This window comes from Christiangramia gaetbulicola, from assembly GCF_003054225.1.
Classification (GTDB): Bacteria; Bacteroidota; Bacteroidia; order Flavobacteriales; family Flavobacteriaceae; genus Christiangramia; species Christiangramia gaetbulicola.
This window is the reverse complement of the sequence record NZ_QBKQ01000002.1, coordinates 929,037-951,512: the sequence shown is the minus strand read 5'-3', so window position 1 is coordinate 951,512 and position 22,476 is coordinate 929,037. Positions and strand designations below refer to the sequence as shown.

Annotated in this window: 18 protein-coding genes; 8 read left to right on the top strand and 10 right to left on the bottom strand. The window is 38.7% G+C overall.

Features of this window, described 5'->3' with window-relative positions; genetic code table 11:
• Window positions 1-3 precede the first annotated feature (3 nt).
• The 3 genes from C8P64_RS11040 to C8P64_RS11030 form a co-directional block, all read right to left on the bottom strand.
• Entirely contained in the window at window positions 4-1,200 is a 1,197-nt protein-coding gene (locus C8P64_RS11040) for an efflux RND transporter periplasmic adaptor subunit (RefSeq protein ID WP_108172112.1), read from the bottom strand.
• A gap of 1 nt (window position 1,201) precedes the next feature.
• Entirely contained in the window at window positions 1,202-2,533 is a 1,332-nt protein-coding gene (locus C8P64_RS11035; protein ID WP_108172111.1) for a TolC family protein, read from the bottom strand.
• Window positions 2,534-3,050: 517 nt separating this feature from the next.
• Window positions 3,051-5,288: an APC family permease gene (locus C8P64_RS11030; RefSeq protein ID WP_108172110.1), complete on the bottom strand. Its 2,238-nt coding sequence runs from the start codon at window positions 5,286-5,288 to the stop codon at window positions 3,051-3,053.
• A gap of 344 nt (window positions 5,289-5,632) precedes the next feature.
• Between C8P64_RS11030 and serA the strand changes: the two genes are divergently transcribed.
• The 7 genes from serA (at window position 5,633) to C8P64_RS11000 (ending at window position 13,560) form a co-directional block, all read left to right on the top strand.
• The gene (serA, locus tag C8P64_RS11025) at window positions 5,633-7,525 is read left to right on the top strand and encodes a phosphoglycerate dehydrogenase (RefSeq protein WP_108172109.1); all 1,893 of its coding nucleotides are present in this window, start codon (window positions 5,633-5,635) and stop codon (window positions 7,523-7,525) included.
• Between the two features lie 445 nt (window positions 7,526-7,970).
• Window positions 7,971-8,135, top strand: a complete 165-nt coding sequence (locus C8P64_RS16495; RefSeq protein ID WP_156067627.1) for a hypothetical protein — start codon at window positions 7,971-7,973, stop codon at window positions 8,133-8,135.
• A gap of 695 nt (window positions 8,136-8,830) precedes the next feature.
• Window positions 8,831-9,385 (top strand): hypothetical protein, encoded by a 555-nt coding sequence (locus C8P64_RS11020; protein ID WP_108172108.1) that lies wholly within the window; start codon window positions 8,831-8,833, stop codon window positions 9,383-9,385.
• 199 nt (window positions 9,386-9,584) lie between these two features.
• A complete protein-coding gene (locus C8P64_RS11015; protein WP_108172107.1) occupies window positions 9,585-10,349 on the top strand; it encodes a LytR/AlgR family response regulator transcription factor in 765 nt (254 codons plus the stop codon).
• Window positions 10,350-11,456: a sensor histidine kinase gene (locus C8P64_RS11010; RefSeq protein WP_108172106.1), complete on the top strand. Its 1,107-nt coding sequence runs from the start codon at window positions 10,350-10,352 to the stop codon at window positions 11,454-11,456.
• A gap of 135 nt (window positions 11,457-11,591) precedes the next feature.
• On the top strand, window positions 11,592-12,248 hold the full coding sequence (gene trhA / locus C8P64_RS11005; protein ID WP_108172105.1) for a PAQR family membrane homeostasis protein TrhA: 657 nt from the start codon (window positions 11,592-11,594) through the stop codon (window positions 12,246-12,248).
• Window positions 12,249-12,312: 64 nt separating this feature from the next.
• Window positions 12,313-13,560 (top strand): cation:proton antiporter, encoded by a 1,248-nt coding sequence (locus C8P64_RS11000; protein WP_108172104.1) that lies wholly within the window; start codon window positions 12,313-12,315, stop codon window positions 13,558-13,560.
• 42 nt (window positions 13,561-13,602) lie between these two features.
• Here C8P64_RS11000 and C8P64_RS10995 read toward each other — a convergent pair whose 3' ends face one another.
• The 5 genes from C8P64_RS10995 to C8P64_RS10975 all read right to left on the bottom strand — a co-directional run bounded on the left by C8P64_RS10995 (window position 13,603) and on the right by C8P64_RS10975 (window position 18,271).
• Entirely contained in the window at window positions 13,603-14,988 is a 1,386-nt protein-coding gene (locus C8P64_RS10995) for an FAD-binding oxidoreductase (RefSeq protein WP_108172103.1), read from the bottom strand.
• Window positions 14,989-15,181: 193 nt separating this feature from the next.
• Window positions 15,182-15,739, bottom strand: a complete 558-nt coding sequence (locus tag C8P64_RS10990; protein ID WP_108172102.1) for a 2'-5' RNA ligase family protein — start codon at window positions 15,737-15,739, stop codon at window positions 15,182-15,184.
• A 3-nt stretch (window positions 15,740-15,742) separates the two neighbouring features.
• Entirely contained in the window at window positions 15,743-16,516 is a 774-nt protein-coding gene (locus tag C8P64_RS10985) for a cyclase family protein (protein ID WP_108172101.1), read from the bottom strand.
• A 31-nt stretch (window positions 16,517-16,547) separates the two neighbouring features.
• The gene (locus C8P64_RS10980) at window positions 16,548-17,450 is read right to left on the bottom strand and encodes a CHAD domain-containing protein (protein WP_108172100.1); all 903 of its coding nucleotides are present in this window, start codon (window positions 17,448-17,450) and stop codon (window positions 16,548-16,550) included.
• A gap of 155 nt (window positions 17,451-17,605) precedes the next feature.
• Complete coding sequence (locus tag C8P64_RS10975; protein WP_108172099.1) at window positions 17,606-18,271, bottom strand: hypothetical protein; 666 nt, start codon at window positions 18,269-18,271, stop codon at window positions 17,606-17,608.
• Window positions 18,272-18,370: 99 nt separating this feature from the next.
• Between C8P64_RS10975 and C8P64_RS10970 the strand changes: the two genes are divergently transcribed.
• On the top strand, window positions 18,371-19,888 hold the full coding sequence (locus C8P64_RS10970; protein ID WP_108172098.1) for a hypothetical protein: 1,518 nt from the start codon (window positions 18,371-18,373) through the stop codon (window positions 19,886-19,888).
• A 28-nt stretch (window positions 19,889-19,916) separates the two neighbouring features.
• Here C8P64_RS10970 and lysA read toward each other — a convergent pair whose 3' ends face one another.
• Together lysA and C8P64_RS10960 are read right to left on the bottom strand one after the other, a co-directional pair.
• On the bottom strand, window positions 19,917-21,152 hold the full coding sequence (gene lysA / locus C8P64_RS10965) for a diaminopimelate decarboxylase (RefSeq protein ID WP_108172097.1): 1,236 nt from the start codon (window positions 21,150-21,152) through the stop codon (window positions 19,917-19,919).
• 107 nt (window positions 21,153-21,259) lie between these two features.
• On the bottom strand, window positions 21,260-22,435 hold the full coding sequence (locus C8P64_RS10960) for an MFS transporter (protein ID WP_108172096.1): 1,176 nt from the start codon (window positions 22,433-22,435) through the stop codon (window positions 21,260-21,262).
• Window positions 22,436-22,476: the final 41 nt, after the last annotated feature.

Here is a 22,476-nt window from a genome sequence, read left to right as displayed (position 1 = left end):
GACCTAATTCATCATTTCATTATTTTCCCCGGAAGTGCTATCCTTTGCAGTTCTCAGTTTGATTCCATTTGAAACCGTGCTAAGATTGGTAACCACGATTGAATCCCCACCTTCCAGCCCTTTACTGATATAGGCATATTTAGAATCGGTAAGCAGGATCTCCACATCCCTTATCTGTAATTCCCCTTCCTGCATGACCCAAACCGTATTGTTGCTTCTTATCAGGTCACGATTGAGCCTTACCACATCTTTTATTTCTTCTGCCTGCATATGAGCTTCAACAAAGGAACCTATCATAAGTTCAGGTTTGTCTTTTTCTGAATTCCTTCCTAGGGGATCTGGAACTCTTACCAGCACCCGGGCCAGTCTGGTTTGATCATCCAGCGCTCCAACCTGTTTATATAAATATCCTTCACGAAATTCATCTTTATTCCAGGCTGAAGTACTCATGATCTTCACCGGCGATCCCTTTTCTGAATCTGAACCGGGAAAATACAGCCATTTGATCTTATTTATCGGAACTGTAAGATCTATCCAGTAAAAATCTGTGCCTGCCAGCCGGCCGAGATCATCTCCCGGGCTAACTTGCGAACCTATGGTCACATTCTGGCTAAGAATATGCGCATCGAAGGGAGCTTTGATGGTGGTTCTGGAAAGATTTAATTGCGCCTGTTTTACAGAGGCCCTGGCCGATTTTAGATTTGCTTCTACAGAATTCAGCTGAGGTTTTCTAAGTACCAGTGACTTTTGATCTTTGGAAAGCGAGTCTATACCTAAGAGCTCCAGGTCCTGTTCTGCCACTTCCTGTCTTCCCATTTCCACATCAAGATCGGTTTCGGCCTGCTGAAGCTCGCTTTTTCTTAATTCCAGGGTATTCCGGTAATCGGAAGGGTCTATCTGTAGCAGCACTTCTCCTTTTTTCACGAATCCGCCTGGAGTGAAAGAATCATCTCGCCTTATTACCTGCCCGCCTACCAGGGGGCTAAGCATGACATCTTCCACCGGTCTTACCGTTCCCGTGGCCACAATGATAGGATTAAAATCACCTTTTACTGCGGGTTCTACTTTAACGAGCATAGCCATTTGTTTGGTCGCTCCTTCACTTTGAGCCGTAGGTTCGGTAAGAAAAATAAATGCCGTGATCACTACCGCTATCAGCAATATGACTCCGCAAATGATCAATATTCTTTTTTTACTCATATTATTCTTCCAGGTATTTTACTTCTTCCATTTCAACTTCTCTTTCTGTTTCAAAACTTCCAGCGAGGGCGCGGTAAAGAGCGATCCTTATTTCGAGTAATTGTTGCTCGGCATTGATGAGGTCTCTCTGTAATTGCTGTTCCTGTCCCAATGCGAGGAGCACATCCAGATAATCGGTTAAACCGTTTAGAAATGACAGTTTAAGCTGTTTATTCGTTTTGGCAGAAAGGTCCAGTTGTTTTTCCAGGGTGGTAATTCTTTCTTTTTGCTTCAGTTCTCTTATGAGTGCGTCTTCAACCTCCCTGAAAGCAATTAACACGGTTTGTCCGTATTCATATAATCGTTGATTTTTTAGTGCCTCTGTTCGATCTACTTCGTCATTGAGTCTGCCGCCGTAAATAAGGGGAGCCACAATATTGCCCGCCAGGGTATAGGCCCAATCTTTAAATAAAGCGTTGAAATCGTTGGAACGTGCCTGCGCGCTGAGGTCGAGTGAAATGCTGGGATATTTGTTCCTGATGGCGACAGCCATATCCCGGTCTGCAGCCAGGACCAGGCTATAGGCTCTTTTAAGATCTGGTCTCCGCCTCGTTAACTCAAGTGGAAGGCCGGTTTCAGGTAATTCCGGAAGTTCCGGGAATCCTGCGACCGGTATTTCCGCAAGATTTTGAGGCGGGGTTCCTAATAATACCGCAAGCTGATTCTCAATAAGCTGAACCTGGGTTTCAAAAATGATCTGTTGATTTCGGGTAGATTCCAGCAGGTTTTCCTGTCTTAAAAAATCTACAGCCCTGATCTGTCCGCTAGCGTACCGCGCCCTTATCAGTTTTAAAATATTCTCATTGGTTTGAACCTGTTCTTCAATAAGCGCCAGTTCCTTTCGGGCAGACACCAACCGGTACCAGTTGATGGCCGTTTCTGCTGAAATGGTAATGGCGGCTGCCTGATAGTCGAAATAATTGGCCTGGGCCCTGAATTCTTCGGCTTCGATACCTGAACGTATTCTTCCCCAAAGATCTATTTCGTAAGCTGCTGAAACTCCAACTCTCGAGTTTTCACCACCTGCGAAATCTGGTTCGGGGCGGCTTATCCCTGTTCTGGCTTCAGCCTGAATATTTGGAAATAAAAAGGATCGCTGACTCTTAACGCTGGCGATGGATGCCTGGAATTGTTCCCAGGATCCTGCGAGCTCAAGATTTGCGGTAAGTGCCGTGTCTATAAGTCGGTTCAATATCGGGTCCTCAAACGAGGTCCACCATTTTGCCTGAATTCGAACATTTCCATCAGCAGCAAAACTTTTAGGATCTTCAATAGGTGCCTCAACCTCCTTCATTTTTGGAGCGCAGGCTAATATTGATAAATATAAAATAGTAGCCCAAAAGAAAGGAGCTTTCTGAAATTTCTTGGTTATATGTAAACCAGATGGTTTTATAAGGATGTCAATTTAATTTGGGAGGAGGTTTTGAGAAATAAACCATTAAACCTCAGTCTTTTCTAAAGTTACAGAAATTTTTAAAATAGAGGTCGGGCTGAAAAGGCTTGTGATCTCTTTTATTGTTTAATTAACAACTGTAAAGACTTTAAACCTTGATTTTTGTGGAATAACGGGGATGTTAGGATGGCGAAAAGCTTAAAATATTACCGGATCTTTAGCAGGCAAACAGACCCTACTCAATTTGCCTTACTAATTTTACGATCCGGTAATTTTATGTGGTTCTAATCAAAAATTAAGACGATTTCGACCTACAAGTGTATTGAAGGAGCCAATTGTTACACGAAAAATGAAGAAAATTTGAATTTTTTTCTGACTAAGAAAATATAGTGCTGACTGTCAAAGGTCTTCGTGAAAATCAATCTTTTCTAAAAACATCCTGTTGCATCAAAACCTCCCCGAAAGATATTTCTTCTGCTGCTTTTACCAGAATGGTAGTTGGCAGGTCCTTTAATCGATATTGTAAATTTGTATAGTAGCTTTCGAAATTTGAATCGGGGGTGGCCATTCCCATAAAGATGAGATCTGCATTTGCTGACGACTGTTGTAAGACCTCGTCAAAACTCTGGCCGTTGGAGACAATTACTTCAAGCTTAAAGCCAGTCCTTAATTTTTTTATTACCTGGGTGATATTGTGCCGGGCATCTTCGCCAGCTTTTTCATTATCTACCATCATTTTCAGGGTAACTCTTGCCCCATACCAGGCTCTGCTACTTTTAAGAAGATAAGCCAGGATCATCAATAGTCCACCGTTTCCTTTTAATCCTCCCCACCAGATATCTATCTTTTCTCTATTCCCAAATCCTTTTTCCTTGTTATCCCGAACGATCACCAGGTTGCGGTTAAGTTTATAGAATTTAGTGATCATATCGCAATACTTTTTTCTGTAAGCAATACTTTCACTATCACCCAGAATGATCGTATTTGGTTCGAGGGAAGCCAGGCCATAAGCTTTTACAAAATCCTCTGCACCTTTAAAAGTATCTTCGGCTTCGATAACCCGGGCAAAACCTCTTGAACCTTTTTTAGTTAAAAAGTCCTCTATGTTATTTTGCATCTGCTTACGACGTTCAATCGTGGTATGGCTACTCGTAAGAACCGTGGCTACAGTGAGGATGCCTCGATTGTGAGTTATATTCGAAGCGAAATCTATCAGGTGCCATCTTTTTGTAGGCGCCCCGGAAAGAACCAGAGGATTAGGTCTCCAGGTCTTGGATTCTTTTTCAGTCCTGAGATTTAGAAGGCTTACTCTTACCAAAGCCATCCAGACTCCACGGCGCACATCGCCCCAGGCAGTTTTCATTTCCCGGCTTTGCAGCCAGACAAAGATGATAGTAATAAAAATAAATGCGATTCCAGTAGCCACTCCATTAATAAGGAACATAACGGCTATACATCCTAAAGTTCCCAGAAGCGAAAAGATCCAGTGAATTTTAAACGCGGGTCTGAAGGAAGGACTATCGAGTATTCCTTCAATTCCGGCCGCGGCATTCAATACTCCATAGGTAGTAAGAAAGAACATGGTTAAAATTGGAGCGATGATATTCAGATTTCCCAGGTAAACAGCGATAAGAGCTACCACCATTGTAAATAAGGTACCATACCTTGGGGAATCGTCTTTTGCTGAACCAATGCCCAGCCAGCTCAACCATTGAGGTAAGACCCGGTCGCGGGCCAGAGCCTGTAACACTCGAGGAGCTCCAAGTATACTTCCAACCGCACTGGATAGGGTAGCGCCCCAAACTCCAATAAGGATTGCATCTCCCCAGTAGGAGATCTTCCTCATGATAAGCGGATCTGCAATAAGGGTTTCAGCATCTGCGCGATTAGCCAGGATGATCGGCAAAGCCATATAAATAAAGTAACCTACTCCTATTGCGGCAAAAGTACCTTTAGGAATGGATTTCGAAGGATTTTTAAGATCTCCAGACATGTTTACCCCGGCCATGATACCAGTTACCGCCGGAAAGAAAACAGCAAAAACCACCCAGAAACCTTCACTTTCCCCGGTAGTGGTGCCCCACATTTCAATATTCGTTTCTTCAATTGGGCTTCCAAAGGCTAAGGATAGGAGTGAAAGTCCAATCCCAAACATTATAAAATACTGCGCTTTAATGGCTGCTTTGGCAGAGATCATAGCTAATATTCCTACCAGAACGGTAGTAACCATGCCGACAGTTTTAAAGTCGAGTTCAGGAAAAACGCTTACCACACTTTCAGCAAATCCAACGGTATATAATGCTATAGACAGGGCCAGGGCTATAAATAAAGGAATACCAATGGCTCCACCGGCTTCCACACCTAAAGAACGGCTTATCATATAATAAGCTCCACCGGCTCGTACTTGTTGATCTGTCGCGATAGATGCTACTGAAAGGGCGGTTAAAAAGGTGATGGAAACAGACAGGGTGACGATGAGCAAAGTTCCCAGCAGACCAACATTTCCCACAACCCATCCAAAACGCAGGTACATGATCACGCCAAGAATAGTAAGTATAGAAGGAGTGAATACCCCACCAAAAGTTCCCAGACCACCTCTAACAGATGGAATCACCGGATCATTATTCTGACTCCTGGTTTTAAAAAAGCTTTTCATAGGCCTTGTTCAGCAGAACCTTTAATTGATCTCATTGTAAATCTTACGTCTTGATCTCCAGGATTTATCTGGACTTGGTTAAATGAAGATAGTGATAATTTTATTACAGGAAATTTTTCAGGCAATAAGTATCATGTTGTAAGGTTCAAAAAAGAATTTCTTTTGAAATCTGAATTTTCCGCAATAAAATCATTTAAACGGTGGAAATATTTTCGTTTTCAAAGTTATTTCGGTCTTTTTTAAGGAAACCATAATTTATGATTTCAGCTTTAAAAAAATCTGTTTCTAAATGTGGCAAAAAGACTTAGTTTTATCGGTTCAAAGCAATAGTATTGAATTTCAATATGGAGAATAAAAGGCATTTTGTTATCGATTTCGACAGCACATTTACACAGGTAGAAGCCCTCGATGTGTTAGGAGAGATCACCCTGGCGAACAATCCCAAGAGAGACAGTAAATTACAGGAATTAAAGGATCTTACAGATCTGGCGATGGGAGGGAAGCTTGCTTTTAGAGAGTCACTGGAGAAACGACTGGAGATCCTTGATGCGCATAAGGATGAGATTCCGCAGCTTATAGCGAGATTAAAAGAAAAGGTTTCTGTTTCCTTCGTGAGGAACGAAGAGTTTTTTACCGAATATCAGGACCGTATCTATATTATTTCTAATGGTTTTAAAGAGTTTATAGTACCAATTGTAAAAGAATATGGGGTAAAAGAAGAGAACGTCTATGCAAACAGCTTCGTCTTTGATGAAAACGGGAATATTAGCGGTTTTGATCAAAACAACGTTCTTTCTTCGAATAACGGTAAAGTTGAACTTTTAAAGCAACTTGATCTTAAAGGCGACGTTTACGTGATTGGAGATGGTTATAACGATTACGAGATCAAAGCAGCTGGACTTGCCAATAAATTCTATGCTTTTACTGAAAATGTGGAACGAGATAATATTCTCGATAAAGCAGATCACATAACCCCGAGTTTAGACGAATTCCTATACCTTCATAAAATGAATAAAGCTATTTCTTATCCAAAAAACAGGATCAAAGTCCTATTATTAGAAAATGTTCATGCAGATGCAGTATCTATCATGAAAAATGAGGGATATAACGTATCTACTATATCTGGAGCACTGGATGAGGAAGAGCTGGCAGAAAAGATCAAGGATGTTTCAATTTTAGGGATCCGTTCAAAAACACAATTAACCGCTAAGGTTCTCGAAAATGCGAACCGACTTATAGCAGTAGGAGCATTTTGTATTGGAACCAACCAGATAGATCTGGAAGCCTGTCTTAAGAAAGGCGTGGCGGTATTTAATGCACCATTCAGCAATACCCGTTCTGTGGTGGAACTTGCCATAGGTGAGATCATTCTGCTTATGCGTAACCTGCCAGACAGGATCGCAGAGATGCATAAAGGCCAATGGAATAAATCTGCCAAAGGTAGCTATGAGGTAAGAGGTAAGAAGCTTGGAATTGTGGGCTATGGTAATATTGGTTCACAGTTATCTGTGGTAGCCGAGGCGATTGGATTCGATGTGTATTATTATGACCTGGTAGAGAAATTAGCTCTAGGGAATGCTACAAAGTGTCATAGTTTAAAAGAACTTTTCGAAAAAGTAGATATAGTTACCTTGCATGTAGACGGTCGTAAAGAGAACAAGAACATGATTGCCGATAAGGAATTTAGCTGGATGAAAGAAGGTTCTATCTTTTTGAATCTGGCCAGGGGACAGGTGGTTGATGTTCAGGCATTGAAAAAACATATGGAATCTGGTCGTATTCGCGGTGCAGGAGTCGATGTGTTTCCAAAGGAACCAAAGACTAATGAGGAGGAATTTGAATCACCATTAAGAGGATTACCAAACCTTATATTGACTCCGCATATTGGGGGAAGTACAGAGGAGGCTCAGGTAAATATTGGGAATTTCGTTCCAGGAAAAATCATTAATTATATCAATACCGGTAGTACTACCAACTCGGTTAATTTCCCGAATTTACAATTACCAATTCTGGAGAATGCCCACAGGCTTATCCATATTCACCATAATAAACCTGGGATCATTGCGCATATTAATAGGATCCTGGCGGCTCATGATATCAATATTGTAGGACAGTATCTAAAAACCAATGAGACTATTGGTTATGTGATCACAGATATCGATAAGGAATATGATGCAGATGTGATCAAGGAGCTCAAAGGGATAGAGGGAACGATAAGGTTTAGAGTTTTATACTAGAAGATCATATATTAATAAAAGGAACCAGGTTTTACACCTGGTTTTTTTATGTGAAAATTTTAATTCTGCGAGTTGAGGTTTGGATTTGCCTGAATTATAATTTGCAAGACGGCAAAAGTTCGCAAATATCTGGTTTACATTTATTTATTGTTTAATTCAATTTTTGATAATCTACTTTTTCAAATCCTGTATTAGGTTTGTAATAAATAGTGAATAAGGAAAAGGGTCAATTCTGAAATGATAGTCACGGCCCTTTTTTATTTTTTCAGGAAATTTCTTCTAAAGAATCAGGCTTCAGAATTTTCTTACAGACCTATTCTTCTCTTACATCAGGAATATTGTTAATTAAAACTTAATTAACTAATTATCAAATTGTTGAGGAGGCAATAATTTTATCTTTAGAAACCCTTTTCGCTTCATTATATAACTTATAAATCTCAACAAGATGGATGAAATTCTATTCTATTCCGTAGTGGTAGCTTCTGTTATAATTGTAGCAGGTATCTGGATAAGACTTCAGTTGGATAATACGCGACAGGAGAAACTTATTAAGAAGTATCTAGCAGATCTTTCTATCCTGAAAAGAAACAGGACTAAACAAATTCACTAAATAGATTGCTCTCAATTTCTGAGCTTTCATTTTAGAAAATTTTTATCAAAAAATTAGCTTTCAATTAACTCATTTTAAACGTATTGTGAACTATATTTATAGAAGTAATTATCAGTTAAATGATAATTGCGAAGGGTAACTGAAAAATGGTTTAAATGTTTTAGTTACCCTTTTTTTATTTTCTAATCTTTCCCTTTTATTATTCCCACCATTAAATTTTGCTTTTTTAGGCAACCCTTCAGATAAGTTGTCATATTATATATACCATTTAAGTTCCGGTACGTGGATCTACATTTCTACTTAATAGGTAATAAGTTGCCTTATTTAAAGTCCATCTATATTCTTCAATTTTTATTTGGAGCAGGCTAAAAGCCTATGATTCCGATAGATTTAAAAATTTAACAAATGTAAACTGCTGAATATCAATTTGATATTTAGTTGCAGTAGAACATCTACTTAACGCGGTAGGTGAACCTTTAGAGGCGGTGAACCACCAAATATTGATTTTAACGCCAGAAAATAACCCCGTTTCAATTTTAAAGCTTTTTAGGTGTGATTGGTTACTATAGTTGGGCTACCGGGATCATTCTCCTTAAATGAAGGGATTTATCCTGTAGTTTAGCAGTGTTATTAATTCATTAATCAATTAATCAACAGTTAACAAAAATCATTATTCATTCTTAAAAACATTCATCATGAAAACATTAATTTTTTCTTTATTGCTAGTCGCCGTGACAACATTCAGTCAGGCTCAGGAAATTACAGAACTGGAAGAAGCTAAAGTAGGTTTTGCACCTCTAGATTCAAAAATCACCCGTGACGGAGACAGTTTTACTTACAAGGTAAACGAATCTTACTCCGGAGAATTCTCAAAAGACGCGATCGGGTTTATGAAAGCTAATTTTGACATCCAGAATTTTATTGCACAGTTCGATGAAGGCGAGTATAATTCTTATGCCGTGACCTTGACCAGCAGCAAAGGATTTCTTTCTGCAGACTTTGATGAAGAGGGTAATTTGGTAAAAACATACCAGAAATTTAAAGACATAGTTCTTCCTCTGGATGTACGTAGAGAAGTTTATATGGCCAATAAAGGTTGGACCATGACCAAAAATAAATATGTAGCTTCTGGTAGAGGCGATCTTATCGAGAAAGAAGATTATAAGATCAAACTTGAAAAAGGAAACCAAAGTAAGACTATGAAGCTAGATCCTAGAGAAGCAAGAACTTCAGTTGCAAGTAATGACTAGGTTAGAAATATTAAATAAGTTGAATTAGTTATAAAGGCTGTCAAAATTAAATTTTTGATGGCCTTTTATTGCGAGTAGTAAAACATAAAAAATCGATATATGATTATAAATAATTACCTATTGAACCTTGAAATTGTGAATTTTTTAAAAATAATCTTGAAATAGTTTTAAATTGGAAGTATCAAATCATTCAAAAACTATGAGAGCACTTGTTATCGATGATGAAGAATTAGCCAGGAAACGGGTTCTAAATCTTCTGGAAGATGTAGATAAGATCGAGGTTATTGGTGAGTGTTCAAACGGGCGTACTGCAATTGAAAGGATCAACGCCGATAAACCAGACCTTCTTTTTCTCGATATCAATATGAAAGACATGAATGGTTTCGAAGTGCTTAAGAAAGTAGAAATATCCCCAAAGCCTGTAGTTATTTTTGTGACAGCCTATGACAACTATGCTTTAAAGGCCTTTGATGTGGAAGCTTTCGATTTCTTATTAAAACCATTCAAGGATCAGCGTTTTTTTAAGACCATAGATAAGGTATTGAAAACTACCAAGACCGAAGCAAATAGCAATTTTGAAAAGCGGATGGTTGAATTCTTTCATGAATATTCGAAAGGCGGACTTCAGCTTAATTCTGTCTCAAAGATCCCGATCAAACAGGGGAATAAAACAGCATTAGTAGATCCAAATGACATATTGTACATACAGGCTTCCGGTTATTATGCAGAGATCTTTGTAGACTCTAAAAAATATGTGCTAAGGGAATCCCTGAATAATCTCGCCGAGATCCTGGACAGCAACGTATTTGTACGTATTCACAGATCTACCATCGTAAACCTGAATTTTGTGGATGAGATAATACATTCAGAATATTCTGAGATCGATGCAAAAATGACCGACGGGAAACTGCTGCATATTAGCAAATCCCATAAAAAAGAGTTTCTGGAAAAAATTGGAATATAAATGACCCTCTCAAACCTAAAAAAGAAGTATATAGATTTTAAACTGGTTTTATTGCTGGCCGGATTCTATTTGTTATTTGACCTGGTGCTCCTGGTAAAAGTTAGTTACATGAGGCAGTTCATGCCTCGCGAGGATGGACACTTTATCTGGTCAGATTTTCTTATCAATAACCTGCTGTTCGATTATATAATCGTGGTAAGCTACATGACCCTTATAGCGATAAGCACCAAAAGATTCCTTAATAAGAACTATTCGTGGGTCAAGATCATTTTTATACATACCATCTTCTCGATATTAATAGGATTGATCATCAGGTTCATATTCGATTTTTACGCTATTCTAATAGGTCGAATAGAACTTGCCGATTTTAACCTGCGGAAAAGTATAAACGCTTTCATCTATGTGATAGACCTCAATTTCCTTATTTATTTTGCGATGGTCTTTATAATATATACCTATTACTACCTGAAACAGGTTAAGGAGGCCGAAAAGCAACATTCTAAGTTGGAATCTCAACTGGTAAATACGAGGATGAAAATGCTTTCCTCTCAATTACAGCCGCATTTCCTTTTTAATACGCTTAATTCTATTGCTGTTCTAACAGATATGGATACTGCCAAGGCCAAGGATACCATTGCAGATCTTAGTGATTTTCTGCGGGAGATCCTTTATAACAGTGATCGCAACCGGATTAGCCTTGATGAGGAGTTAAGGATACTTGAATACTATTTGAATATCGTGAATGTGAGGTTTTCAGATCACTTAACCATTAAAAAAGAGATCGATGAATCTCTTTTACTTAGAAAAATTCCTGCGATGCTTTTGCAACCGGTCATCGAGAATTCTATCAAACATGGATACTCCTATGAACACACAGACCTTAATATCCTTGTTTCGGTTTATGAAGAGGATAAAATGCTGGTCATTAAAGTAGAAAATGACGGAGCCCCTGTTTCTGAAACTCACACTCAACTTATGCAGAAAGGAGTTGGCCTTAAGAATATCAATGACAGGTTATATAACCTTTATAAAGATAATTACTTCTTTGAGATTCGGAATAAGAAAGATAATTCAGGCGTGGAAACGATTATCAGGATACCTGAATAAATCCTTTGAAAATAGTCGGTATCCATATTCCGGACTTTGATATTCCCTATATTTTTGTTTCACAAAATATTATGTCTTATTCTATTGTGAATTATTCCATTTTCCGTTAAATTAAAGGAACTATTACTACTGGAAATGGGTAGCATAAAAAAGCCGAAATATTATCCCCCCGAGGAAGAACGATGGAATATAATCTCCCATGGGATAGGCTTTGGATTAAGTATTCTTGCCCTGGTGTTATTGATCCTTAAGGCCAACAGACTGGGGGAAAAGGAACACCTGGTGAGTTTCAGTATTTTTGGTGCGAGTATGGTTTTAGTTTACGCGGCTTCTACTTTTTATCATAGTGCCAAGGCCAGCAGGCTAAGGATTAAACTCAATATTTTAGACCATGCCGCTATCTACATTCTTATCGCGGGCACCTATACTCCCTATGCTTTAGTAACTTTAAACGGGACCACAGGATATACGATTCTCTGGTTGGTATGGGGCATGGCCTTAGTGGGAGTCATCTTGAAAATTTGGTATGCCGGCCGGTTCCAGTTGCTTTCTACCATCATGTATGTAGCCATGGGCTGGCTTATTATTTTCGCTATTAATCCGCTTATACGGAATCTCTCGACCGAAGGTCTATGGTGGCTTTTTGGTGGCGGGATTTCTTATACCATAGGAGCAATTCTCTTCATGCAGAACAAGATCCCGTTTAATCATGCTATCTTCCACATATTCGTGTTACTGGGAACCTTCGCTCACTTTGTAAGTATTTATTTCTATATCTTACCTTCGGGATAATTGTTTTATCGGAAATTCTTTCTGGTAAATCCTTAACCCGTATAATCAGCTTTAAAATTTCTGCATGGAATATTTTCTTATTACCTCGGTTCTAGTATGTCTTGCCGCGTTATTCGGCTTTATTAATGTGAAATTTCTCAAGCTTCCTAATAGTATAGGTCTAATGCTCATAACGATCATTTTTAGTTTGGGAGTTTTAGGGCTTAGTGTTTATGACGACACTCTTTTAAATGCCGAAAAAGAGATCATTGCCAGTATAGATTTTCAAACCGTATTACTTGATGTGATGTTAAGTTTCCTGCTTTTTGCGGGAGCCCTCCACACTAATTTTGAACAGCTAAGAGTACAGCGCTGGCCGGTATTGGTTTTTTCAACTATCGGGGTGCTTGTTTCAACCTTTCTGGTAGGTTCTGCGATTTTTTTAATTCTGGAATTGATCTCTATGCAGGTTGATTATATCTACTGTCTTTTGTTTGGAGCGCTAATTTCACCTACAGATCCTATTGCTGTACTGGGAATTTTGAAAAAAGCCGGTGCACCAAAAAAACTTGAAGCAAAGATCGTTGGTGAATCATTATTTAACGACGGCGTAGGAGTGGTGGTTTTTTTAACTATTTATAAAATAGCGGCTTCAACATCTGGCGATGTAGAAGTAGGGGAGATCCTTAAATTATTCGGTCTGGAAGTGCTTGGAGGGATCTCTATAGGATTTGTGCTTGGATATATTACCTACAGGCTCATGAAGTCTATAGATGATTATGATATAGAGGTGATCATAACCCTGGCGGCGGTTATGGGAGGTACAGCTGTAGCGCATCATTTTCATTTCTCGGCTCCGCTGGCTATGGTTACAGCTGGTTTGATCGTAGGGAATGATACCGTTAGGTCATCCACCATGTCTGAAATTACTGAAACCTACGTAGATAAATTCTGGGAGCTCATAGATATTTTATTGAATACGATCCTTTTTGTTCTAATAGGAATGGAGATGCTGGTCCTGACTTTCGAGACCGATTATGTTATCGCAGGACTAATTTCGATACCGTTAGTACTTATTTGCAGATATGCATCCTTACTGGTACCTATAAAATTTTTTCAGAAAAAGCTGGACTTTGTACCTAATACTAACCTAATAATGACCTGGGGAGGATTGCGGGGAGGAATTTCAATAGCGCTTGCTTTAAGCCTAACAGCAGAAATGCATCGGGAACTTTTTCTTATGATCACATATTTTATCGTGGTTTTCTCAATACTGGTACAGGGGCTTACCGTGGGTAAAATTGTTGAAAAACTAACCGTGTCAAAAATTTAAAAATTTTACTCCCTCTGGTTAATACCAAAGGGAGTTTTAGGATCAGGCTTTAGGCTGAATATTCTGGTTAACCCTGAAAAAATTATCAGGATCATATTTTGTTTTGATTTCCCTTAATCTTTCATAATTATTTTTGAAGGAGGCTTTGATCCTTTCCTGTCCTTCTTCCATCATGAAATTAGAGTAAGATCCTCCCATAGAGAATGGATGCAGCGCATTCCAATATTCCTTGCACCAGTCTGTTATAATTCTGGCATTTTCAGGATCTGGATCCACGCCCACAATAACACCGGCATACTTTGCATCACGATAGGCCCAGGCGGTATCTGCTGGAGATACTCTTCCCGCAGCTCCACTAATTGGATAGAGATGCATTTGAGAAAGACTGGTTGGAATTTTAGATCCAAACTCCTTGTGTAATTTTGAAGCTTCCGGAGGAATTTTGTTAAAGAAATCACCGCGCCAATACCATTGTAAACCTGTAGGCATAAGTCCGTCAAAAAGGGTTTGGATAGCGGGATAAGGCATTTCTCCAACATGCTCGAATATAGGTTCAAGGTCTCTTGCAGGTTGGATCAATTCATCAAATTTATCTGGGTCTCCGGTATAACACCAAACCACAGCACAGAATTTCTTTTTATGGAGGAATTCTGGAAATGGATCTCCCGGGATCACCATGGTCGCAATAAATCCGTTCAGGTCATCTGGTTGTTCATGAATAAAACCATCATACCATTTCATGATCTCTTCGGTACGTTCTATCGGCCACAAAGTTGGGCCGCCTATAACTGTTTTTAATTGGTGAGCCTGGAAAAGGAAGGAAGTGACTATACCAAAATTTCCTCCACCACCTCTTACAGCCCAGAAAAGATCTTCATTCTGTTTTTTATTTGCGGTCACTATGCTACCGTCTGCAAGCACCATATCTACTTCCAGCAGGTTATCTATGGTAAGACCAAATTTTCGTGATAAATGTCCCACTCCACCTCCAAGAGTAAGACCACCTACACCTGTAGATGAAATTATTCCTGCGGGAACAGCCAGGCCATAGGCATGGGTTGCATGATCAACCTCACCCCATAGATTACCACCGCCTACTCTCACCGTGTTGTTTGAAGTATCTACGCGTACATTTTTCAATAAAGAAAGGTCAATGACGAGCCCTTCATCACATATTCCCAGGCCACCTCCGTTGTGACCTCCACCGCGAACAGCGGTAAGGATCTTATTTTTGCGACCAAAATTTACTGCGGCTACCACATCTGCCACGTCAACACATTTGGCGATCATTGCAGGTTTTTTGCTGATCATGGCATTGTATACCTTGCGGGAATCTTCATAATTAACATCACCTTCTAGGATGAGTTCTCCGCGAAGAGAATGTCGGAGTTCTTCCACCTTAGAGTTTTCCATTTTTAACGTACTCATAATGATTGATTTAGAAATTTTTGAATTGAATATTAAAATCGGGGGAGATACTTCCTGATGGTACAGGTAATGGGGAGTGATCTGAAGTCGGAAATTATTATGGCAGGTTGCCTTATACAGGCAGGATTATTTGGTTATGCAAAGTTACTTAAATATGTCTTAAGTATTTATAAACCAGGAATTTAAAATTATTTTATTCGGAAAGTAAGAAATGTTTTAAGACCTCCCAGTTCTCTCCATCATGTCTGAAGAGAGAAATATCTCTGGCCAGAAAAGAAGCTTTATAATCCCTGTCTTTAAAATCTTCCCAAACTGCCGGAAATTCTGACCTTTTGAGGTCCCTGGTCGCAATGGTTAAATGAGGGTGCATCTTAGATGCGATCTCATGTTTTTTGAGATCTATGAAATTCAATATTAACTGCTGAAGTTCGTCATGCAATCTTAAGTATGGTTCATGGTCTTCGACCTTGATGAATATAACCTGTTTGGAGAATCTGCCAAAGCCGTTCAATTTAGTTGGGAAGGCTTTGTGGTTAAGACAGAAATCATCTAATTTTTCAATCAGGATCTTTAACTCGTCTTCAGATATTCTGAATGGTATTTGCAGCGTGATATGCGCCGGTAATTTCAGCGCATGTTTTATCCCGTATTTAGCCTTGATCTCTTTTTTAAAAGTTTCAACTTCCTTTCTAATGCTTTCAGGAGGCATAAGAGCAATAAAATAAAGGGGATTTCTGGTTTTTGCAGACATTATTTACCTGATTGCAATGATCCTTAAGGGGCCGCCGCTTCCTCCTTTTATCTTCATAGGCAAGGCAATTACCTGGAATCCTGTGGCCGGCAATTTCTCTAGATTTGCCACATTCTCAAACGCAGGCACGTTTTGCGTCATCAAGGCCACGTGCGTAGCAAAATTGGTAGATTGCCCATAATCTATACTGGCAGTATCCAGTCCTACGGCTTTGATATTTCTGTTCTTGATCAGCCAATTTGCAGCTTCGGGAGAAAGACCCGGAAAGTGAAGTTTTTTAACCGCATCTGGTCCGCGCTCATCTGTACCAAGATATTTTTTCGCATCGGGATAATATTTTCCATAGCCAGTGTAGAGCAGGATAATGCTTTGTTGTGGTATTTCTGAATGCTCACTTTCCCAGTTTTTAAGATCCTCGATACTAATTAGATAATCTGGGTTTTTCAACGCTTTAGCTGAAACATCGATTTTCACCCCGGTTCCAATTAAATTTTCCAGGGGAATCTGGTCTACGGTCTGTTTATTTTCGGCAAAATGTATAGGTGCATCTATATGTGTGCCGCCATGCTCTGCGGTAGAAAAGTTATTGGCAGAATAATAGTAACCATTCCCGGTATTGCCTTTCGCAACTTCCTCTAACTGGAATTCTTTGGCAGTAACCCAGTAAACACTCTCTTCAGAAAATGTGTGAGTAAGATCAATGATCTCACCTTCTATATCCTGACCAAAGGTTAATGAAGTGATGAGGAGGAAAAAAAAGATCTTGAAGTTTTTCATGCTGTTGGAATTATCTTCTGAAATTATGAAATCAATTCCAGTTTATCTGGGTATAGGAACCAATTCTTTTCGTGAAATCTTCAGAACTTTCAGCATAAATAAGCTGTCCTTTTGTTTTAGCCTCAGATCTTAGAAACTGAGAGTATCTTTCAATAATAGCCTGCATCAGTTCCAAGTGTTGCGGGTCTTTCAGTTTTATATCTTCAGAATTTAATTTCTTTTGTAATACCATCAGGTCATGGTCATTGCCGAGATAATCGGCCAGAAGATGAATCTCTGCCTCCATGGTTTCAAAGAACTGCGGCCAGGTTTCCTGAAGCAGCAGGGTTTGATACCAAAGGTATTTTACCCTTTTTCTCCATTCATGAAAATTTTCCGTCGTAGGATTCTCATAAGAATTATTCAGGGCTTTTTGCCCGCGTTCGTAAACCCGTTGAATACTGGGTAGGATCACTTGGATATCATTTGAATTTACCGGCCATTTTATTAGGTCTTCCTGGGCGTGTTTTAATTTTTCCGGAAGGTATTCTGAAAAGAAATTTTGAGACCTGAATTCATTTTCCATCTTATCCCGTTCTTTTTCTAATTGAGTGATGATAGGATTGAAAAAATTTACATAAAGATGATTGCCATATCTTTCCCTCAACACATTTAAAGTTTCTATATGCGCGGTAAGATCTCGCAGATCTGAAATTTCGCGACCCAGATCACGAAAATAAATATTGATCTCTTTATAGTTTTCTTCTCCCATTTCATCCCTTACCAACCTGGCCAGGGCACGAAGCTTTTTGAATCTTTTCCTGATGTCATGAATAGCTTCATGAATATTTAAAGTATCCAGGGATATAAAACAACCTTCTATTTCTTCCGCAGCAATTGCGCTGATGTTCTTTTTTAAAGGAAGACTTTTATCGAACTGGTAGGTCATTTTCATCTTTTCAATTAAGATACTTAAATGGACTAACAGTGAGGGTTAGAGAATTATTAAATTTATTTCTGAAAAATGGTCTAATGGTTGAAAACCTAAAAGTTATTTTTTTTCAACTATCTATCAAAAAAAAGCAGCCACCTGGCTGCTTTTTAAATAGTTTACTCTACATCTGTATCTTCACTTTCTGCCTGTTCTTCAATATTACCAATGTAAATGACCTTCAGAGCATCATAAGTATTTGAATGAATACCTATAAGACCAAATTTTTCCTGGCCCGGGTTAATGATTTCTCCATTCAGGTTATACTCTTCTAATTCCTTTTTAAATTTCTTATTGGCCGAAGAAGCTCTTAATAAATTATAACCCGCCAGTCCAGGACCCAGGATGAGTCCAACAGGGAAAACATTTTCGCTGGTGGTATATCCATTACTGGTTTCGGTTGTATAAATATTGGTAGGGGTAAGACCGAGATAGAAAAGATGATATGCTCCCTGTTGTTTCAGTTTGCTAAAAACTTTTTCCTGGGAAAGCAGCATCACACTTTTACCATTTTCAAAACTGATTTTAAAATCTCTGCCAAAGGTTAGCGGTTTGTTCGTATTGTTCTTAAGCCCGATAGCTACAAGTTTGATCCCGCTCTTTTTCTCTTTTTTTGCATATTTCTTTGGAAGAAGATCATAACGATATTCCAGCGAAATACCTTTTTCTGAAACATTCTGGGAATTGTAATCAAGGTTCTGGGGTTCGATCATTTTATAACCGGAGGCACAGCTCGTTAAATAGATCATTCCGAGTAAAGCTAAGGTTAGCTTATAAAACTTCATAGTAAATAGGTTGTGTTAAAAATTTTAACAAAAAAAAAGAAAATCAAACGGTTAATGCTAAAAAATTAAGTAGTTTTAGGGGTGAAATTTTTATATAGTATGCAGTTATTCCGTAACTACTTTAAATTCAGAGGTATACTTTTTAGTCTCCCTATATTTTTAAGCTCTTTCTATTCCTGCTCCACAGATGAAACTTCAGACCAACCGGGTATTGAAGAACCAATAGGATCGAAGACCGGAATTTTTGTTGATTCGCCAGTCTCGGGCCTGCGGTATGAAACTGAAACCTATTCTGGTTTTACCGATGAAAATGGGAAATATAATTATGAAGAAGGTGAAACTGTTACTTTCTACATCGGGGATATAAAATTAGGAAGTGCTGAAGCTTCAGAAGAATTAACTCCTATTTCTATAGCTTCTTTACCAGGAGCGACTTTAGAAACACTGGAAGTACAAAATATCGCGGCCCTCCTTCAGACTCTTGATTTGGATGGAAATTCTTCCAATGGAATAGAAATAGATCAGGAAGTGGTTGAAAATCTAAGTATTACAGAAATCGATTTCACTAAATCAATTGTACAAATTTTAGGAGAGATAACTCTTGAAGTTTTTGAGAATACTGGTTCAGAGCTTAAAATTGTATATCCAGAAATGGCCGCCGTTCACTTATCACAGACCCTAGGTATTGTATTTGAACCTAAAGCTTCTTTAACGTTTAATTTTCTTCCGACATTTACTAATTATTTTAGTGAATTAAATAAAGCGGTAAACTGGATTCATGAATTTAATGAAGAAGGAATGATCGTTAAATCTAGTAAATATGAAAAATTCCCATCAAGATTAAAGGAAGAATTTACTTTCATCTATAGTCCTGAATCAAATCATTTAAAGGTTGAGAAAAAAACTATCAATTATTATCAATATGGAAAGGAATATACATCCACATTTAATTTATACTTAGATGATGACTTTTATTTGAAAGAAATTGTTTCAGGAAGTATTGCAACAGATGGTTTTGAGGATGTGAGAACAATAATTGAATTGAATGAAAATAAATGGATAACTTCATTAGTTTCAAAAATTATAAGGGAAGGCGGAGAAGCTACAGAAGTACGAAGAATTAGAGATTTTGTTTATAATAGCGAAGGTTTTCGCACCGAAGGCAGAAGTTATGATATATCTGGAGAATTAACTAGTGTGATCATTAGAACAGCTACTGAATTTGGAGAGATTAAGACTGAAGGGAATGAAGAGGTTTCGGATATCATTCAATACTTCTACAGGAGCGACAATACTCTCGAGAAGGAACTGGTCCAATATGAGGATGAAAACATTAAATTTGAGCATACTTCTGAATATGATGAGAATGAAGCAATAATCTCTTATACCAGAAAAAATCTGATCGATAATAGAACAACTGTGCGTTATTATGATGCAAGAGGAACATTAAGTTTTGAAGTATATAAGTTTGAAGTATTAAGGGAGAAAACCTATTATAATTTAGACCCTCAAAATAATTACCAGCTGAAAACTGAATATTTTGATGAAAATGGTTCTTTGATCTATACAGTATATTTTGATCAGTCTGGAGACGTAACAGATACCATTTATGAATAAAAAAGCAGCCAACCGGCTGCTTCTATATTTAATCTTTATTAGCAAGTTCTTTCGGAGAAGTTTCAAACTCCATTTCTACCTGATGCCTGGTAAGGTCTTCGAAAGTTTCACGTTTTCTAATTAAGTGAGCTTTTCCGTTATACCAAAGAACTTCTGGCGGGCGGAATCGCGAATTGAAATTGCTGGCCATAGAGAAACAATAAGCTCCGGCATTACTAAAACTTAAGATATCTCCTTCACGAATTTCCGAGATCCTGCGGTTGTTCCCAAAAGTATCGGTCTCGCAAATATATCCTACAACACTGTAGAATCTTGGTTTAGCATCTGGATTAGAAATATTGGTGATCTCATGGTGTGAGCCGTAGAACATTGGTCTTATTAAATGATTAAACCCGGTATCAATCCCTGCAAATACCGTAGAAGTGGTTTGCTTGATCACATTCACTCTCGCCAGGAATTTCCCCGATTCGCTCACAAGATATTTACCCGGCTCAAAGGCAAGAGTTAGTTCTCTACCGTATTCTTTACAGAAATTATTAAATCGTTCTGTTAACTGTTCTCCCAGGTCTTCGATATCGGTTTCTATATCTCCTTCGCGATAAGGCACTTTGAAACCACTTCCAAAATCTATGAATTCAAGTTCCTTAAAATGACGGGCAGCTTCAAATAAAATTTCTGAAGCATGCAGGAAAACGCCAATATCAAGTATATCACTACCGGTATGCATATGTATACCGTTAATATGCATTCCTGTATTCTCCACGATCCTTAAAAGATGAGGCATCTGGTGTATACTGATACCGAATTTTGAATCTATGTGACCAACAGAGATCTTTGAATTCCCGCCAGCCATCACGTGAGGATTAATACGGATACATACCGGGATCTCCGGGTGACGCGTTCCAAATTGTTCCAGGATAGAAAGGTTATCGATGTTAATCTGAGCGCCCAGCTCAACAACCTCCTCGATCTCTTCCAGGGAAACTCCATTGGGAGTATAAATAATATTGGCAGGATCTACTCCGGCTTTTATCCCTAATTCAACTTCCTGAACAGAAACTGTATCCAGTCCGCAGCCCAGCGAATTCAATAATTTAAGGATAGATATATTAGAAAGTGCCTTAACGGCATAGTGAATCCTAAGGTTGTCTACTTTAAAAGCATTGGTTAGTCTCTTATACTGAGAAATGATCTTGTCAGCATCATAAACGTAAACCGGGCTTCCAAACTCTTTAGCAACCGATAGTAATTCCTGTTGTGTCATCTTTTAAAAATTTAGCGCAAAAATATATTTCTAAAGTTTTGCCGGGTAAGGTGTATATCAAATATAACCGATTTGCACTATTTGTTAATTCTGAAAAATGAAAAAAATTAAGAATTACTCATTTCGAATTGTACGGATCTCTGTTTTCTTAAATAAACGACTGCTATTCCAAGTAGGATTCCTATCCCGGCCATGACCGCGCCAACATATTGCGCTGAAACTATTCCATATCCATAGGCGATTGGCAAACCTGCGAGATAGGCGCCACTGGCATTCCCCATATTAAAAGCGCTTTGATTTAAGGAAGAACCAAGCATTTCAGAACCTTTTGCTGAATTTATTACGGCCATTTGTATAGGAGTGGCGATGCAAAAAGCGATCACCGGAATAATAAAGGTCATAACCAAAACCCCGATCTGATCATAGGCCAGGAATGTATTTGAGATAAGGGCGATAACCATCAGGATTAAAGCGATAATAACGGCATTGATCGGGCTGAACATTTCAGCCAGCTTGGCACCCAGGAAATTTCCAGCCACCATACCCAATCCAGCCAGTATCATGGCATAACTTACAATGCCCTCACTCCAACCGGCAACATCTGTAATTAAAGGCGCTATATAACTATACCAGGCGAAAAATCCGCCAGTCCCGATGGTAGTAAGTAAGATCACCATCCAGAGTTCAGGTTTTTTGATAACTTTTAGGTCTTCTTTAAAGCCATTCGATTTAATTTCTTTGACTTCAGGCATCCAGAATTTTATACTTATAACTGCTAGAACACCAACTATCCCTACAGCTAGAAAAGCGGTTCCCCAATTGAAATTCTGTCCCAGCCATGTTCCAAGAGGAACTCCCAGAACATTCGCCACAGTAAGGCCCGTAAACATCATGGCAATAGCCTGGGCTTCTTTCCCTGGTTTAGCGAGTTTGCCAGCAACCACGGCTCCAATTCCGAAGAAAGCACCATGTGGTAAACCTGATAGGAACCTGGAGATCATTAAAAGTGTATATGAATTTGAAAATGCTGATAGGGTGTTAAAAAGCGTGAACCAGACCATGAGCAGTAACAAGACCTTATGGGCAGGCCATTTGTTGCCAAAAATGGTAAGTAGGGGAGCACCCACAACTACTCCAAGGGCATAGGCAGATATAAAGTGTCCTGCCTGCGGAATGGTAATATTTAATGCTTCGGCGACTTCAGGCAGAATACCCATTATTACGAACTCTGTCATCCCTATTCCAAAACCTCCGATCGCTAATGCCAGTAACGCCTTCTTCATAATTCAAAATTAAACGCCCAATTTACGAGAGATCAACTTTT